Annotated in this window: 14 protein-coding genes; 5 read left to right on the plus strand and 9 right to left on the minus strand. The window is 68.9% G+C overall.

Going from position 1 to position 16,118, the window contains the following annotated elements:
• Nucleotides 1-94 precede the first annotated feature (94 nt).
• Nucleotides 95-1,615, minus strand: coding sequence for an NCS1 family nucleobase:cation symporter-1 (locus ACEWX3_RS22175; protein WP_207067642.1), 1,521 nt, complete (start codon nt 1,613-1,615; stop codon nt 95-97).
• Between the two features lie 104 nt (nt 1,616-1,719).
• Nucleotides 1,720-2,430, minus strand: a complete 711-nt coding sequence (locus ACEWX3_RS22180; RefSeq protein ID WP_286183265.1) for a GntR family transcriptional regulator — start codon at nt 2,428-2,430, stop codon at nt 1,720-1,722.
• Between the two features lie 175 nt (nt 2,431-2,605).
• On the opposite strand from ACEWX3_RS22180, the gene ACEWX3_RS22185 reads away from it, so the two are divergent.
• The gene (locus tag ACEWX3_RS22185) at nt 2,606-2,758 is read left to right on the plus strand and encodes a hypothetical protein (protein WP_170311197.1); all 153 of its coding nucleotides are present in this window, start codon (nt 2,606-2,608) and stop codon (nt 2,756-2,758) included.
• Nucleotides 2,759-2,783: 25 nt separating this feature from the next.
• Here the strand turns inward: ACEWX3_RS22185 and ACEWX3_RS22190 are convergent, their stop codons facing one another.
• Nucleotides 2,784-3,395 carry a class I SAM-dependent methyltransferase gene (locus tag ACEWX3_RS22190; RefSeq protein WP_374157709.1) on the minus strand — a complete coding sequence of 204 codons (612 nt, stop codon included), beginning with the start codon at nt 3,393-3,395 and terminating at the stop codon, nt 2,784-2,786.
• Between the two features lie 71 nt (nt 3,396-3,466).
• Here ACEWX3_RS22190 and ACEWX3_RS22195 point away from each other — a divergent pair, with 71 nt between their 5' ends.
• Nucleotides 3,467-3,919 carry a tRNA (cytidine(34)-2'-O)-methyltransferase gene (locus tag ACEWX3_RS22195; protein WP_255729359.1) on the plus strand — a complete coding sequence of 151 codons (453 nt, stop codon included), beginning with the start codon at nt 3,467-3,469 and terminating at the stop codon, nt 3,917-3,919.
• A 4-nt stretch (nt 3,920-3,923) separates the two neighbouring features.
• On the opposite strand, the gene ACEWX3_RS22200 is transcribed toward ACEWX3_RS22195, so the two are convergent.
• Complete coding sequence (locus ACEWX3_RS22200) at nt 3,924-4,565, minus strand: nitroreductase family protein (protein ID WP_374157710.1); 642 nt, start codon at nt 4,563-4,565, stop codon at nt 3,924-3,926.
• Between the two features lie 23 nt (nt 4,566-4,588).
• Here ACEWX3_RS22200 and ACEWX3_RS22205 point away from each other — a divergent pair, with 23 nt between their 5' ends.
• Nucleotides 4,589-5,002 (plus strand): TIGR03667 family PPOX class F420-dependent oxidoreductase, encoded by a 414-nt coding sequence (locus ACEWX3_RS22205; RefSeq protein WP_374157711.1) that lies wholly within the window; start codon nt 4,589-4,591, stop codon nt 5,000-5,002.
• 42 nt (nt 5,003-5,044) lie between these two features.
• Here ACEWX3_RS22205 and ACEWX3_RS22210 read toward each other — a convergent pair whose 3' ends face one another.
• The 3 genes from ACEWX3_RS22210 to ACEWX3_RS22220 all read right to left on the minus strand — a co-directional run bounded on the left by ACEWX3_RS22210 (nt 5,045) and on the right by ACEWX3_RS22220 (nt 10,595).
• The gene (locus ACEWX3_RS22210; RefSeq protein ID WP_374157712.1) at nt 5,045-8,335 is read right to left on the minus strand and encodes an error-prone DNA polymerase; all 3,291 of its coding nucleotides are present in this window, start codon (nt 8,333-8,335) and stop codon (nt 5,045-5,047) included.
• Between the two features lie 43 nt (nt 8,336-8,378).
• Complete coding sequence (locus ACEWX3_RS22215; RefSeq protein WP_374157713.1) at nt 8,379-9,515, minus strand: GGDEF domain-containing protein; 1,137 nt, start codon at nt 9,513-9,515, stop codon at nt 8,379-8,381.
• A gap of 216 nt (nt 9,516-9,731) precedes the next feature.
• A complete protein-coding gene (locus tag ACEWX3_RS22220) occupies nt 9,732-10,595 on the minus strand; it encodes a MaoC/PaaZ C-terminal domain-containing protein (protein WP_374157714.1) in 864 nt (287 codons plus the stop codon).
• A 72-nt stretch (nt 10,596-10,667) separates the two neighbouring features.
• On the opposite strand from ACEWX3_RS22220, the gene ACEWX3_RS22225 reads away from it, so the two are divergent.
• A complete protein-coding gene (locus ACEWX3_RS22225) occupies nt 10,668-12,683 on the plus strand; it encodes an SDR family oxidoreductase (RefSeq protein WP_374157715.1) in 2,016 nt (671 codons plus the stop codon).
• Complete coding sequence (locus ACEWX3_RS22230) at nt 12,680-13,708, plus strand: nucleoside hydrolase (protein WP_374157716.1); 1,029 nt, start codon at nt 12,680-12,682, stop codon at nt 13,706-13,708. The genes ACEWX3_RS22225 and ACEWX3_RS22230 overlap by 4 nt, the downstream gene beginning before the upstream one ends.
• 15 nt (nt 13,709-13,723) lie before the next feature.
• Here ACEWX3_RS22230 and ACEWX3_RS22235 read toward each other — a convergent pair whose 3' ends face one another.
• Entirely contained in the window at nt 13,724-15,298 is a 1,575-nt protein-coding gene (locus ACEWX3_RS22235) for a DNA polymerase Y family protein (RefSeq protein ID WP_374157717.1), read from the minus strand.
• Between the two features lies 1 nt (nt 15,299).
• Nucleotides 15,300-16,007: a hypothetical protein gene (locus tag ACEWX3_RS22240; protein ID WP_374157718.1), complete on the minus strand. Its 708-nt coding sequence runs from the start codon at nt 16,005-16,007 to the stop codon at nt 15,300-15,302.
• Between the last annotated feature and the right edge of the window lie 111 nt (nt 16,008-16,118).

The raw sequence follows: 16,118 nt of genomic DNA on the forward strand, positions 1-16,118 counted from the left end.
ACTTGGCCATGTCAACAGCGGCCCGGCAAACTGCGCGCCTCCCAGCACGTTTCATGCTGGCAAACCCGGATTACGACGTACCGGGCCGTATCAGTCAGCCGGCCTCGACAACGTCCCGACCGGCCACGTTCGCGACATTCGCGCGGTAGGCCAGCAGGTAATACGCCGCGAACCCAACCGCGCATCCGATGAACCAGCTGTAGGACCCGAGGTCGGACACCACCCCGGTGACCTTCGGCACCACCACCGAACCGATCGAGGCGATCCCTGCGATGATCGTCGCCTTCACCGCCACCGGGTTGTAGCCCTTGCTGTACCAGTAGGTGCCCGACTCCTCCATCGAGAACAGGTCGTCCACGACGACATGCTGCTTGCGCACCAGGTAGTAGTCGGCGATCAGGATGCCGAACAGCGGACCGATCAGCGCGCCCAGCAGCCCCAGCGTCCAGAAGATGGCCTCGTCGTTGTTGTACCAGTTCCACGGGGTCAGCAACACCGACCCGCAGGCAGCGATCATGCCGCCGGTACGCCAGCTGATCTTCTGCGGGTTGACGTTGGAGAAGTCGAACGCCGGCGCGACGAAGTTGGCCACGATGTTGATACCGATGGTGGCGAGCACAAAGGTGAACCCGCCGAGCAGCACTGCGGTGTAGGTGTCGATGGCCTCCACCGTGTCGATCGGATTGGTCATGACCTCGCCGAACACCGGCAGGGTCGCCGACGCGGTCAGCACGACCAGCAGCGAGAAGACGACGAAGTTGATCGGCAGACCGATCAGGTTGCCCAGTTTCAGCTGCTTGAACGACTTCGAGTAGCGCGCAAAGTCACCGAAGTTCAGCATGGGTCCCGCGAAATAGGACACGACCAACGCGATCGCGCCGAACATCGCGCCGATCTGCTGTCCGGTCGAGAGTTGCTCGTCGGAAAGAGTCAGGCTGATCTGCCAATCGGCGCGCGCCATCATGTAGATGCACAGCAGGAACATCATCGCGTAGATCAACGGGCCGCTGATGTCGCAGAGCCAGCGCACCATCTCCATGCCCCACCAGAACACCACGGCCTGGACCACCCACAGGATCGCGAAGCTCACGTAACCCACGTAGGACAACCCGAGGAAGCTGGTTTCGTCGGTGGCATACGCCTCGAGGCTGGGGAACAGTTTCAGGATGACGATGGTCAGCGCGCCGGCGGCCAGGAAGGTCTGCACGCCGTACCAGGCAATGGCGATGCTGCCCCGGATGATGGCGGCGATGTTGGCGCCCATCACCCCGAACGAAGCCCTCGCCACCACCGGATAGGAAACGCCTTGAACCTGACTGGGCTTGGCGACCAGGTTGCAGAACAACTGCACGATGCAGATGCCGACTATCAGGCAGACGAACACCTGCCAGCTGGTCAGGCCCAGGGCGAACAGCGCGCCTGCGGTCACGTACCCGCCGACGCTGTGCACATCGGCCATCCAGAACGCAAAGATGTTGTACCAGTTCCACTTCTGTTCGACCAGCGGCGCGAGATCCTCGTTGGTCAGCCGGGGGTGGTACGACGGCTTGATGATCGACGTTCCGGCTGGCCCAGTGTGGGTACCAGCGGTCAACGGCGCTGCTTCGGTGGTCAATGCAGTCTCCTAGCGCGGTGGGCTCGACACGTCACGCTAGGAACGCGGTGTTTCCGGCAACGCAACCACAATGTCAACCCGGTGTTACCGATCACATATAGGAGTTACGGAGCGCGAAACAGCTCCGCGTCCCCGCGCAGGGAATCGAACCCGGCCCGCAGGTGCTCGTAGTGTCGGTGCGACGCGGCCACCAGGGCGTCGACGTCGCGGTCGACGAACGCGTCGATCATCTCGGCGTGATCGGCGTGGAACTGCCGGCGCGCTTCCTCGGAGACGTGCGACATCGGGCTGGTCGGCTCGGTCAGGTTCCACGCCGACTCGTACATGCTGATCAGCCGGCTCATCTTCGACGGACGCATCAGCGCCAGATGCAGCCGGCGCGATTCGGTGTGGAAGGAGCGGTGATCACTGCAGCGGATGGCCGCATCCAACTCGGTGTGACTGGCCCTGATCTGCACGTCGTCGTCGACGCCGGCGTTGCGCACCGACGAGACCAGGGCGGAGGCCTCCAGCACCTCGCGCACCTCGTAGAGGTCGGTGAACTCCTCGAACGTCAGCGTCGTCACCCGGTAGCCGACGTGGGGCCGGCGTTCGACCAGACCTTCACCGATCAATGTCATCAGCGCCTCCCGTACCGGGATCGGGCTGACGCCGAGGTGGGCCGCGACTTCGTCGACGGGAATCACCGTGCCGGGCGGTTGGTCACCGGACAGAATGGCGTGCCGCAGATCGTCGACGACGTGGCTCTGCCCGGTCTGGGTGAACGAATTCTGCAGGTGCGCAGTGAATCGCGGGCCGCGCCGAATCCTCGCCACGCGTCCTCCCGCCGCCTGTGGACTGCCCAGCCACCGTAACAGCGTCTGAACCGCAAGGGGATCGTTACGCCCCTGAGGCCCACGACGGCGACACGCACGCGACACTGGTTGGGGACGGAGCCGGGTTGGTCAGCGCGAGGCGCGTAACCTGGACACTGCACAAGGAGGTGCGACGATGGTCCGTAACGGGGTAGAGGTGGCCACGCTGGCCGAGGCGTCCGAGATCGGCGACTCACCGATGATGCGAGCGATGAGCAGCGAAGTGGTCGACGCCGAGACATTCGCGGGGTTGGTCTCCATCGCTGCATACGAAACCTGTTTGGACTGAACGACTCTGGCGACCCGGTCGGCCATCACGGCACGGTCGGCACCAGCAGTGCGACGAGGAAACCCGAGTCCTCGGTGAACGGCCGGACGTCCCAGGCGGACAGCAGCAGCTCGGCGGCGAGTCCCGCGGTGACCGCATCGGCCAGGAACTGGCCGAACTCGTAATCGCGGCCGGCGCCGAAGCCGATCACCAACCGCCCGTCGGCCCGCAGGTGGGACCGCAGCCGGAACAGCACCGGCACCCGGGTGCTCGGCGCCAGAAACGTCATCACGTTGCCGGCCGACACGATGACGTCGAAGGGTTCACCGACGCCCCGGGCCGGCAGGTCGAGCTCGGCGAGATCGCCGACAAGCCAACGAGGTCCGGGATGGTCCTGTTCTGCCGCCGCGATGAGCGCGGGGTCGACATCGACCCCGACCACCCGGTGACCGGCCGCGGCCAGATATCCGCCCACGCGGCCGGGACCGCACCCGGCATCGAGGATGTGCGCCCCGCGCGGCGCCATCGCGTCGACGAAGCGGGCCTCGCCGCCCAGGTCGTCACCGGCCCGCGCCATGGCCCGGAAACGCTCGATGTACCACGCCGAATGCCCCGGGTCGGCCGCCACCTTCTGCATCCACAAGCTCGTTTCGACCATGGCCTCAGTGTCGGGGATGGTGTCGGAGGCCGCGCGGGGACCCGCAAAGATGGGCAGTTGTGTTCAACGTGATGTTCTTCTCGCCGCGGATAGCGCCCAACACCGGCAATGCGATCCGGATGGTGGCGGGCAGCGGCTGTGCGCTGCACCTGGTCGAGCCCCTCGGGTTCGACCTGTCCGAACCGAAGCTGCGCCGCGCCGGACTGGACTACCACGATCTGGCCTCGGTGACGGTGCACGCCGATCTGGCAACTGCGTGGCAGGCACTGATGCCGGCCCGGGTCTATGCGTTCACCGCGCACGCATCGACGTCGTTCGCGGAGGTGGCCTATCAACCGGGCGACGTGCTGATGTTCGGCCCCGAACCCACCGGCCTGGATCAGGCCACGCTGGCTGACCCGCACATCAGCGCGACGGTGCGCATTCCGATGCTTTCCGGGCGGCGCTCCCTGAACCTGTCCAATGCCGCGGCCGTCGCGGTCTACGAGGCCTGGCGCCAGCACGGCTATGCGGGAGCCGGCTGAACGGCTACCAGGTGTCCCAGTGGGTGAGCTGCTCGGCCGGCAGCCGTTTGGCCGGCCGGAAGTCGGTGCCCTTGGTGTAGGCCACCGGGAACAGGCCCGCCTGGCTGTAGGAGTCGAACGGAATGCCGAGGAGCTCGGCGGCCTGACGCTCACCGTCACCGAGTAGATGCAGCGTGGTCCATGCCGACCCGAGGCCCCGCGAGCGCAACGCGAGCATGAAGCTCCACACCGCCGGCAGCAACGAACCCCAGTACCCGGCACTCTGCCCCGACGGCGTGTCGGTGGGCTTGCCCTCCAGACAGGGGATCAGCATCACCGGAACCTCGTGGAGGTGGTCGTTGAGGTAGCGCGCCGAGTCCTCGACCCGGGGACGCTGCTGGTCACGCAGGTCGCCGGTCTGCGGCTTCTCCATCGCCAGATACGGGGTGGCGTTGGTGCGGTAGATCTCGGCCAACGCGCGCTTCTTGTCCGCATCCTCGACGAACACCCACTGCCAGCCCTGGTTGTTCGACCCGGTGGGCGCCTGCAGAGCGATGTCGAGGCACTCCACCAGCACCTCCCGCGGAACCGGCTTGTCGAAATCCAGTCGCTTGCGCACCGAACGGGTGGTGGTCAGGACTTCATCGGCAGATAAGTTCAGCGTCATTTTTTCGAGACTACATTCGCGACATGGCAATCGAATTACCGCAGGACGTCATCGAACGACTCCAGTCCGATCACTACGGCTGGCTGACCACCGTCGCCCGATCCGGGCAACCGGTGCCACGCCTGGTGTGGTTCTACTTCGACGGCGCCGATGTGCTGGTCTACACCGAGCCGGGCGCGGCGAAGGTCCGCCACATCGGCCGCCATCCCCGGGCCAGCCTGAACCTGGACTCCGACGGCCACGGCTCCGGCATCATCGTCGTCGGCGGCATCACGACCGTCGACGCGCAAGGCGCCGACCCGCGCGAGGACGCCCCGTACTGGGCGAAGTACGCCGGCGACGCCGAGCAGATCGGTCTCACCGATTCGATGGGCCAGTACGACCTGCGCCTGCGCATCAGCATCGACAAGGTGTGGACCACACCGACGCCGGGCTGAAACGTCCAGCGAGCGCGCGCTTTTGCACACGACACGCCCCGTTCAGCGGAAGTCGCGGGACTTCGAGGCCACCCGCATGCTCAGCGGACCCATGCGGTCCGCCACCACGGTGACCGCGCCGGTGGCGTTCTGCACGATGCCGCGCACCACCAGCGCCGACGCCGACTGCGCCAATCGGCGGTGACGCGACCACACCCCCGGCGAGCACAGCACGTTGACCATGCCGGTCTCGTCCTCGAGGTTGACGAACGTCACCCCCTGCGCGGTGGCCGGCCGCTGTCTGTGCGTCACCGCCCCGGCGATCAGCACCCGGGTGCCGTCGGGCACACCCAGCAGGCGGTCGGCGGGCACCACTCCCATCCGGTCGAGATCGGCCCGCAGGAACTGGGTCGGATAGCTGTCCGGGGACACCCCGGTCGCCCACACGTCCGACACCGCCAGCTCCAACTCGGTCATCCCGGGCAACGACGGCACCTGCGCCGACGAGCCCACCCCCGGCAACCGGTCGGGCCGCTCGGCGGCCGCCGCCCCCGCCGCCCACAGTCCCTCACGGCGGGTGATGCCGAAACACCCCAGTGCTCCTGCGGTGGCCAGCGCCTCGGTCTGCGGCACCGACAACTGCACGCGGGCGGTCATGTCGAGAAGAGAAATGAACGGGCCGTGGGCTTTCCGTTCGTCGACCAGCTTCTCGGCCAGCTCGTCGCCGATGTGCCGGACACTGCCCAGGCCCAGCCGGACCTCCATGCCGGCGTTCTCCAGCGTGGCGTGGGCGAGGCTGGCGTTGACATCCGGGCCGTGCACGACGACCCCGTGCCTGCGGGCATCGGCGACCAGCGATTGCGGCGAGTAGAAACCCATCGGCTGTGCCCGCAACAGCGCTGCGCAGAACGCCGCTGGATGATGCAGTTTGAACCACGACGAATAGAACACCAGCGACGCGAAGCTCAGCGAATGACTTTCCGGGAAACCGAAATTGGCGAACGCCTCCAACTTCTCGTAGATCCGTTCGGCCACCTCCCCGGTGATGCCGTGCAGCTCGCGCATCCCGTCGAAGAATCGGCCCCGCAACCGGCGCATCTTCTCCGTCGACCGCTTCGAGCCCATCGCGCGGCGCAGCTGATCGGCCTCGGCCGCCGAGAAACCCGCGCAGTCGACCGCCAACTGCATCAGCTGCTCCTGGAACAGCGGCACCCCCAACGTCTTGCGCAGTGCGGACTCCATCGACGGATGGTCGTAGGTGACGGCTTCTTCACCGTTACGCCGCTTGATGTAGGGGTGCACCGAGCCGCCCTGGATCGGGCCCGGGCGGATCAGGGCGACCTCGACCACGAGGTCGTAGAACACCCTGGGCTTGAGCCGGGGCAGGGTGGCCATCTGCGCGCGGGACTCCACCTGGAACACCCCGACAGAGTCGGCCCGCTGCAGCATTTCGTACACCGCATCCTCACCCAGATCCAGCTTGGCCAGGTCCACGTCGATGCCCTTGTGCTCGGCGACCAGGTCGATGCAGTAGTGCAGCGCGGACAGCATCCCCAGGCCCAGCATGTCGAACTTCACCAAACCGATTGCCGCGCAGTCATCTTTGTCCCACTGCAGCACACTGCGGTTCTCCATCCTGGCCCACTCGACCGGGCACACGTCGGCGATGGGGCGATCGCAGATCACCATGCCGCCGGAGTGGATGCCCATGTGCCGGGGCAGGTTGGAGATCTGCATGGCCAGGTCCACCACCTGCTCCGGAATGCCTTCCACGTCCGGGGAATCGGCCAGGCCGTTCCATCGGCTGATCTGTTTGCTCCAGGCATCCTGCTGCCCCTGGGAGAATCCCAGGGCGCGGGCCATGTCGCGTACCGCGCTGCGGCCGCGGTAGGTGATCACATTGGCCACCTGGGCGGCGTACTCGCGACCGTAACGCTGGTAGACGTACTGGATCGCCTTCTCCCGCAGGTCGGATTCGATGTCGATGTCGATGTCGGGCGGACCATCACGGGCCGGGGACAGGAACCGCTCGAACAGCAACTCGTTGGCCACCGGGTCGACGTTGGTGACCTTCAGTGCGTAGCAGACCGCCGAATTGGCCGCCGAACCTCGGCCCTGGGCGAGGATGTCGTTGAGCCGGCAGAACCGGGTGATGTCGTGCACCACCAGGAAATAGCCCGGAAAGCCGAGTTGCTCGATGACGGCCAGCTCGTGCTCGATCTGGGCGTAGGCGCGGGGGGCGCGCTCGGGTGGGCCGTATCGGTCCCGGGCGCCTTCGGCGACCAGGTGCCGCAGCCAGCTGATCTCGGTGTGGCCGTCGGGGACGTCGAACGGGGGCAGCTTCGGCGCGATCAGCGCCAACCCGAACGCGCACTGCTCGCCGAGCTCGGCCGCAGCCGTCACCACGCCGGCGGGGAAGATCCGGGCCATCTCCGCGCCGGAGCGCAGGTGCGAACCCCCCAGCGGCGCAAGATACCCCGCGGCGTCGTCCATCGAGTTGCGGGCCCGGATCGCCCCCATCGCCATGGCGAGCCTGGCCCGGTCGGGTCCGGCGACATGCGCGGCGGTGGTGGCGACGACGCCGAGCCCGAAGCGGGGCGCCAACGCGGCGAGCGCGGCGTTGCGTTCGTCGTCGAGCGGGTGACCGTGGTGGGTGAGCTCGACACTGACCCGATCCCGCCCGAACCGCTCGACCAGGTCGGCCAGCGCCGCCTCGGCCGCCGCCGGACCACCGGAGGCCAGCGCCTGCCGGACATGCCCCTTGCGACAGCCGGTCAGGATGTGCCAGTGCCCGCCCGCCGCCTCGGTCAACGCGTCGAAGTCGTAGCGCAGCACGCCCTTCTCCCCACCGGCCAGGTGCGCGTGAGCCAGCTGCCGCGACAACCGCCGATACCCCTCCGGCCCCCGGGCGAGCACCAGCAGATGCGGCCCCGGCGGATCGGGCTCGTCGGTGCGGCTGACCCCGCTGAGCGACAGCTCGGCACCGAACACGGTGGCCATGTCGAGCTCCCGGGCCGCCTCGGCGAACCGCACCACCCCGTAGAGCCCGTCGTGATCGGTCAGGGCCAGGGCACGCAGACCGAGCCGGGCCGCCTCCTCCACCAGTTCCTCCGGCGTGCTGGCGCCGTCGAGAAAGCTGTAGGCCGAATGTGCGTGCAACTCGGCATAGGGCGTCGCGACCGGCGGGCTGCGGCGTCTGTCCGGGGCCCGGTACTCCCCCCGCTTGCGCGACCAGGCCGGGCTGTCCCCACCGTCGCCGGCCTGCTCGTCAATGGGCCGGCCGGCCCGGCGCGCCCGACCATTGAGCACGCGCTCCATCTCGGTCCAGCTCGGCGGGCCGTTGTGCCATCCCACCGCGCCAGTCTATCGAACAAACATTCGACAGCGCGAGGGGTTCTCAGGCGCTCTTGCCGTTGTCCGGCCAGTCGTCGAATCCCGGGGCGCCGGGGCCGTCGGAGTGGCCCGCGTCATCCGTGTCATCCGCGTCGCCCGAGTCCTCAGCGAGGTCGGGTCGCAACACGTAGCGGACCTGATTGCCCCCGGCCATCCGGGCCTGCTCGATGGCCGTGGTGGCGACCGAGATGAGCTTGTCCACCACCTCGTCGGGCGGTTCGGCGGCCAGCGGCGGCAGCGGTGTGCAGACGACGCCGATGCTGGCGGTGAGTTTCTGCGGGGTCCCGGCGATCGCCCCCCGGATGCGCTCGACCAGCGGAGAGGCATCCGGGGTCGTGAACGAGTCGGCGATCAGGAAGTCGTGGAAACCGCCGGAGGACACGTGCGCGACGATCGCGTTGTGCCGGACGGTTTCCCGCAGCGCCTGTCCCACGGCGACGCGTGCCCTGGTGCCGGCCTGTGCACCGGACAGACCCATCAGCAGCGAGAAGCTGTCGATGTTGACCGCGACCATGACCAGGTACTGGTCGTCGCTGCGACTGCGGGACGCCAACAGGGTGGCCACCCCGCGGTAGAACGCGTCGCGGTGCAGCAACCCGGTGACCTGCTCGATGTCGCCGTGGTGCGCGTCGGGCTGGACCAGGGTGACCGCCGCCCGGCAGACCAGCGCGATGAACACGTTGAGCGATACCACGACACCTGCCGCACACAGGGCCAGCGCAAGATCGTCAGGGGCCAGCCGGGCGAACAGCACCGCGACCACGACGGCTCCCACGGTCCAGGAGAAGACCAGGAACCGAGCCGAGTGAAAACACACCACGAACGCCGTCAGCAACACGTACGTCGTCGCACCCAAGAAGCCGGCGATGGGACTGGACACGTTCAGCGCGGACACCCCGATGCCCACCGTGCCGACGACGACGGACAGCAGCGACTGCGCCCGCGTCGGCCAGTGTTGGCGCAACCACAGCGCCGCCACGCCCAGACAACCCAGCCCGACGAAGATCGCGAGGCCGCGGGTTGCCGCGGTCTGTGGGCCCAGCGCGCTGGCCATCAACACCATCGGAACCACACCCAGGGCGACGATGCACGTCGCCACCACGCGGCAGGAGACGGTCTGGAGGCCGCGGGCGGCCAGCACGGCAGTAAACCAGTAATACTGATCCGAGCGCCACAGCGCTGGCGCTATGACCGAGGCGGCGGAATGCCGCAAATTTTCAAACACCCACCCACCCCGTCTGGACACCCTCAAGAGGCAGTTCACCACACCCCCGCCTTCGGGAAATCTACCAGCCCAGCAAACCGATGCCCAGGGTCGAGGAAACCTTGGCGACGAATCCGGTGGCGGGCTCTCGCGTCAGCGGAACTCGGCGACGCCGTCGTCGAGCACAACGCGGGCGTTGGACCCGTCGGACGCAGAGGCCTCGGTGCGGAACACCGCGGCGCCCGACTCCTGGCGCCAGATCGACGTGGTCAGCGTCTCGCCGGGAAAGACCGGCGAGCTGAACCGCGCCGCGATCGCGGCGATCCTGGTGGCGTCTCCGTCACACAACTCGGCGACCAGAGCCCGGCCGGCGACCCCGTAGGTGCACAGGCCGTGCAGGATCGGCGTCGGAAAACCGGCGAGCTGGGCGAACCACGGGTCGCTGTGCAGCGGGTTGCGGTCACCCGACAGGCGGTAGATCAGCGCCTGGTCCTCACGCGTGGGCAGGGCCAGCCGCGCATCGGGTTCCCGCGCGGGAAACTCCGGAGCGGGTGGCCGCTGCCCGGGCTGACCGCCGAATCCACCCTCGCCGCGGATCACCAGCGTCATCAGCGATTCGGCGACCCGCTCGCCGGTGTCGGGGTCGCTGCCGGTGGCCTTGAGCATGACGACGGCGTTCTTGCCCGGACCCTTGTCCTGGATGTCGGCGACTTCGCTGACGACGCTGAGCCGCCCCGCCGGCCGCAGCGGGCTGAACACCCGGATCGCCTGGGAACCGTGCAGCAGACGACTGAAGTCGAAGCTGCCGATCGTGGTGGCCGCGGCGAACGGCGAGCAGGCGATCACCGCGTAGGTCGGCAGCACCTGCTGCTCGACGTCATGGCTGTTCTCGGTGGTGAACGCGAGGTCAGCCGTCCCGGCTCCGACGCCGAGCGCGTACAGCAGGGTGTCGCGGTCTGTCCATTCGAATACCTGCGGGTCGGTGGTGACGCCAACGGCGTGGGGATCGATCGGCATGGACGCGACTGTATCCGGCGGGGTTTGCGTCGGGTGTTGACCTTTGTTCGGCGACCCGTGACGATGACTCGCATGCGCTATGTCGTTACCGGCGGTACCGGGTTCATTGGCCGCCGACTGATCGCCGAAATCCTCTCGCTGCCGGGCACGGAGGCCGTGCACGTGCTGGTGCGCGCCGAGTCGCTCGGCCGCTTCGACCGCCTGGCCGTCGGGTGGGCCGACGAGCGGGTGCAGCCGTTGGTCGGCGACCTCACCGCGCCGGACCTCGGGTTGAGCGACGCCGTCGTCGACGCGCTGGGTGCCATCGACCACGTGGTGCACTGCGCTGCGGTCTACGACATCACCGCCGCCGAGGACCGCCAGCGAATCGCCAACGTCGAGGGCACCCGCGCGGTGATCGGACTGTCCGGGCGCCTGGACGCGACGCTGCATCACGTGTCGTCGATCGCGGTGGCCGGTACGCATCGCGGCGTGTTCACCGAGGACGACTTCGACCTCGGCCAGGATCTGCCGACGCCCTACCACCGGACCAAGTTCGACGCCGAGCGCCTGGTCCGCACCGCCGACGGGCTGCGGTACCGCATCTACCGGCCCGGGGTCGTGGTCGGCGATTCGCGCACCGGGGAGATGGACAAGGTCGACGGCCCCTACTACTTCTTCGGTGTGCTGTCCGCACTCGCGCGGCTGCCGCGCTTCACCCCGATGATGCTGCCCGACAGCGGGCGCACCAACATCGTGCCGGTCGACTACGTGGTCTCGGCGATGACGGCGTTGATGCACCTCGACGGCCGGGACGGCCAGACCTTCCACCTGACCGCGCCGACGAAGACGGGCCTGCGCGGCATCTATCGCGGCATCGCCCCCGCGGCCGGGCTGCCGCCCCTGGTCGGGTCGCTGCCCCGGGCCGCCGCCGCACCGCTGCTCCAGGTCGGTGGTCGGGCCAAGATCCTGCGCAACATGGCCGCGACCCAGCTCGGGGTCCCCGCCGAGATCCTCGACGTCGTCGACCTGATGCCGACCTTCCGCAGCGAGCACACGGCAGAGGCGCTGCGGGGCAGCGGAATCACGGTGCCCGAGTTCGGCTCCTATGCCGGAACGCTGTGGCGGTACTGGGCGCGTCACCTGGATCCGGGCCGGGCCCGTCGCGATGATCCCGCCGGCCCGTTGGTCGGCAAGCACGTCATCATCACCGGTGCCTCCAGCGGCATCGGCCGCGCCTCGGCGGTGGCGGTCGCCGCGCGCGGTGCGACGGTGTTCGCGCTGGCGCGCAACGGAGAGGCGCTCGAGGAACTGATCGCCGAGATCCGCGCCACCGGCGGGCAGGCGTATGCGTTCAGCTGCGACGTCACCGACTCGGCAGCCGTCGACCGCACCGTCACCGACATCCTCGACCGCTTCGGCCACGTCGACTACCTGGTCAACAACGCCGGGCGGTCGATCCGCCGATCGGTGATCGCGTCGACCGACCGGCTGCACGACTACGAGCGGGTGATGGCGGTCAACTACTTCGGGCCGGTGCGCATGGTGCTGGCTCTGCTGCCGCACTGGCGGCAACGGCGGTTCGGCCACGTGGTCAACGTCTCCAGTGCCGGTGTGCAGGCCAACAGCCCGAAGTACAGCGCCTACATCCCGAGCAAAGCCGCTCTCGACGCGTTCGCCGAAGTCGTTGGCACCGAAACCCTCTCGGACCACATCACCTTCACCACCATCCACATGCCGCTGGTGAAGACGCCGATGATCGCACCGTCCCGTAGGCTCAACCCGATGCCCCCGATCTCCGCCGAACACGCCGCCGCGATGGTGGTCCGAGGGTTGGTGGACAAGCCGGCTCGCATCGACACCCCGGTCGGCACACTGGCCGATGTCGGCATGTACTTCACCCCGAGGCTGTCGCGTCGCGTGCTGCATCAGCTCTATCTGGGTTACCCCGATTCCGCGGCAGCGCGCGGCGTGGTCGAGAACCGTCCCGCCCCGGCGCAACGGCCCGCTTCCCGCCGGCCCCGCCGGCGGGTGAGCCCGGTGCCCGCGGTACGGGTACCGCGTCCGGTCAAGCAGGCGGTACGGCTGGTGCCCGGCGTCCACTGGTGAGTGCCGTGCCGGTCGGGCCGACCCATCCTGTCTTCGTCGACGTGGACACCGGCGTCGACGACGCCATGGCCCTGGCCTACCTGTTCGCCAGCCCGGAGGCCGACCTGGTCGGTATCGCCTCCACGGCAGGAAACGTCGGCGTGCACGAGGTGTGCCGCAACAACCTGGCGCTGCTGCAATTGTGTGGGATCACCGGGGTCCCGGTGTCCACGGGATCCGAGATCCCGTTGTCGGCGCCGCTGCGCACCGCGGAGGACACGCACGGACCGCAAGGGCTCGGTTATGCCGAGTTACCCGAGCCGACCGCTACCCCCACGTCCTACGATGCCGCCGAGGCGTGGGTGCGCGCGGCCCACGCCCATCCCGGCGAACTGATCGGGATCGCCACCGGCCCGTTGACCAACCTGGCGCTGGCCCTGCGCGCCGAGCCGGCTCTGCCGCAGCTACTGCGCCGGCTGGTGATCATGGGCGGGTCCTTCGACTACCGCGGCAACACCACCCCGGTGGCGGAGTGGAACACCAGCGTCGACCCCGAGGCGACACAGCAGGTCTATGCGGCCTGGCGGGCAGGACAACCGCCGGTCGTGTTGGGGCTCAACCTGACCGAGAACGTCGTCATGACGCCCGCGCTGCTGGATCGGCTCGCGCGGGAGGCCGAAGCCGCCGACATCCGACAGCGACCGAACCCGCTGATCCGGGTGCTGTCGGACGCGATGCGGTTCTACTTCGAGTTCCACGAGAGCCAGGGCGAGGGCTATCTGGCCCACCTGCACGACCCGGTGGCCGCCGCCGTGGCGCTGGACCCCGAGCTGGTGACCTGCCGCCCGGCGGCGGTGGACGTCGAGCTGACCGGCACCCTGACCCGGGGAATGACCATCGCCGACTGGAGTGGTCACTGGGGTCGAGAACCCCACGCGCTCATCGGAGTCGACGTCGACCCTGCCGCGTTCTTCGACCGGTTCATCGCCCGGGTGGCTGCGTTCGCCAGGCAACTGGGCCACCCCGGTCCGTCAGTTCATTCATAAGTCGTTCCGGATCACCTACTCATAGGCCCCCTCGAGGTACCACCGCCGCTGCCGGTAGCACAGCAGCAGCGCGCGAGCGGTTCCGCCGCTACCCACCAAGACCTGAGCCCGCGCCGCTCGCCCGCTGCGCGCCTCCGCGGCGGCATCCCACCATCGTTCGTCGACCGGCCACGGGCCCGCCCACCAGGACAGCCTTCCGGTGCACCCGGGGGCCTCCAACCGGACCGGGTCGGCGGTGAACAGCCCCCGCGCGGTGACCCGCACCGGATTGCCGTCGACATCGAGCACCTCGACCGGATCGTCGAGAAGCACCGTCGGTGACGGTTCGGGCAGTTGGCCCGGCCACGGCTGGTCGGGGTTCGCCGCGGGGACCGGTTCGTCCCCGAGCGCGATGAAGGTGATCCGTTCCATGGGGCTGCGCCCGCCGCTGAGTATCGGAACCTTGACGGCGTCGGGGCCCAGCAATCCCTGCACCCGGACCAGGGCCCGCCGCGCCCGCAGCCGGTCCTCCTCCCCGAGTCCGCCCCACAACGGCAACTGCAACGCCTCGGCCGATACCACCTCGACCGGCCGCAACCGCAGCACACTGATCGGTGCGCAGGGCCGGTCCTGCTGATGCCTGCGGTTGAGCCACCCGTCCAGTTGCCAGCGCACCCGGTCGGCGGTGGCATCCTCGGTCAACGGCTCGGCGCATCGCCAGACACGTTCCAGCTCTTGACCGTTGGTGGTCTCGGCGTGGATGGCCAGCCGGGTGCATCCGACCCCGGCGGCGAGCAGGCTGCGGTGCAGCACGCTGGCCAGGGACCGGCCCGCGAACGCGGCCGCGTCCACCCGGTCGATCGGCGGGTCGCAGTTCATCACCGCGTCGAGTTCGTCCTCGGCGTCCCGCCCCGACGGCGGCCGGCCCGGCTCGCCACAGGCGATGCGGTGAGCGGTGACCGCGTCGGCGCCGAACCGCGACGCCACATCGCCGCGTGGCAGCTCGGCGAACTGTCCGACCGTGCGGATGCCCATTCGCCACAGCAGATCTGTCAGATTCTCCCGGTCGGCGGGAGCCAGGCTGGGCTCGGCGGCCAGCTGCCGGATGGACAGTCCGGACAGGAACACCGCGTCCTGACCCGGTTCGACGATCCGGCCGGGACGGGCCGCGAAGACCGCCGTCGGCAACTGGTCGGCGATCCCGACCTGGCATTCGGCTCCGGCGGCGGCCACGGCGTCGACCAGCTTCTCGGCGGCGGCCTGCTCGGACCCGAAGTAACGGGCGGCTCCGCGCACCGGCAGGACCGACAGTCCCGGCCGGAGCACCTCGGCACGCGGGACCAACTCGTCGACCGCGCCCGTGACGCGTTCGAAATGGCGGGCGTCGCGCGCGGGATCGGCGGCGACGACATGCAACTCGGGACAGCGCGCCTGCGCTTCGCGGCGCCGCAGACCTCGCCGGACGCCGACCGCCCGCGCCGCCGCCGAGCACGCGACAACCCGGTTGGCCAGTGTGACCGCGATCGGCATGGTCGGCGCCACGCCGATCGTGGCGGCGGCGGCGACGGCCGGCCAGTCCATGCACCAGAGCGCCAAGACCCTGGAACTCATCTCATCCGCCGACCGCCTGGACCGGACGCACGGAGCGGCCGCGAGCGCGCATTGCCAGCCGCACCCGGCTGATCCGGCCACATCCGGGGGTGGGGACCCCGTCTCGTCCGCCGGCGATCTCGTAGCCGCTGACCCGGGCCTCCAGCCGGGTCGAGGCGCCCTGCCAGTCCCCGTCGGCCACCAGCAGGGTGCAACCGCGTTGGCGGGCCCGCGCGACCAGTGCACGCGCCCGGCTCGCCGGCACCGACCGCCCGCCCAGGCCGAGGACCACCAGATCCATCCCGTCCAGCAGGACCGCGGCCACCTCCACCGGGTCGCTGCCCGGATGCGGGACCATCGCGATCCGGCTCAGGTCCGCACCCATCTCCACCGCGGCCAGCAGCCCGAGATCGGGCCGCCCGACGACAGCGACGTGTCCACCCTCGGCCGTCACGGCCGCCACGAGACTCACTTCCAGCGATCTGGCGCCCGACACCACCGCCACAGTTCCGCGGGGCAACGAACCGGGGAGTAGTTCGGCCAGCGATTCCGGCATCGGCAGCAAAGAATCATGGTCGATCGGGAGACCGGTTTCGGCCGCCACGGCACGCCGGCTGCCACCGACCTTCCCCGCACCCTTGGCCGACATCGAGGCGATCCGGCGTCGCAGCTGTTCTACCTGTTCAGCACGGCTTTCCGGAGATCGGCCCAGGCTTCTTGCCGTTGTCACAGCAGCACCTTCCTCCTCATCCGGATCATCCGACTCAGGCGTGTTGTTCGAAAGTTTGTTCGATATCGCCAGTAAACACCGGCCCACCGACAACCGTCAACCAAAGCGGGA

Source organism: Mycobacterium sp. G7A2 (genome assembly GCF_041902445.1).
In the GTDB taxonomy this organism is placed as follows: Bacteria; Actinomycetota; Actinomycetes; order Mycobacteriales; family Mycobacteriaceae; genus Mycobacterium.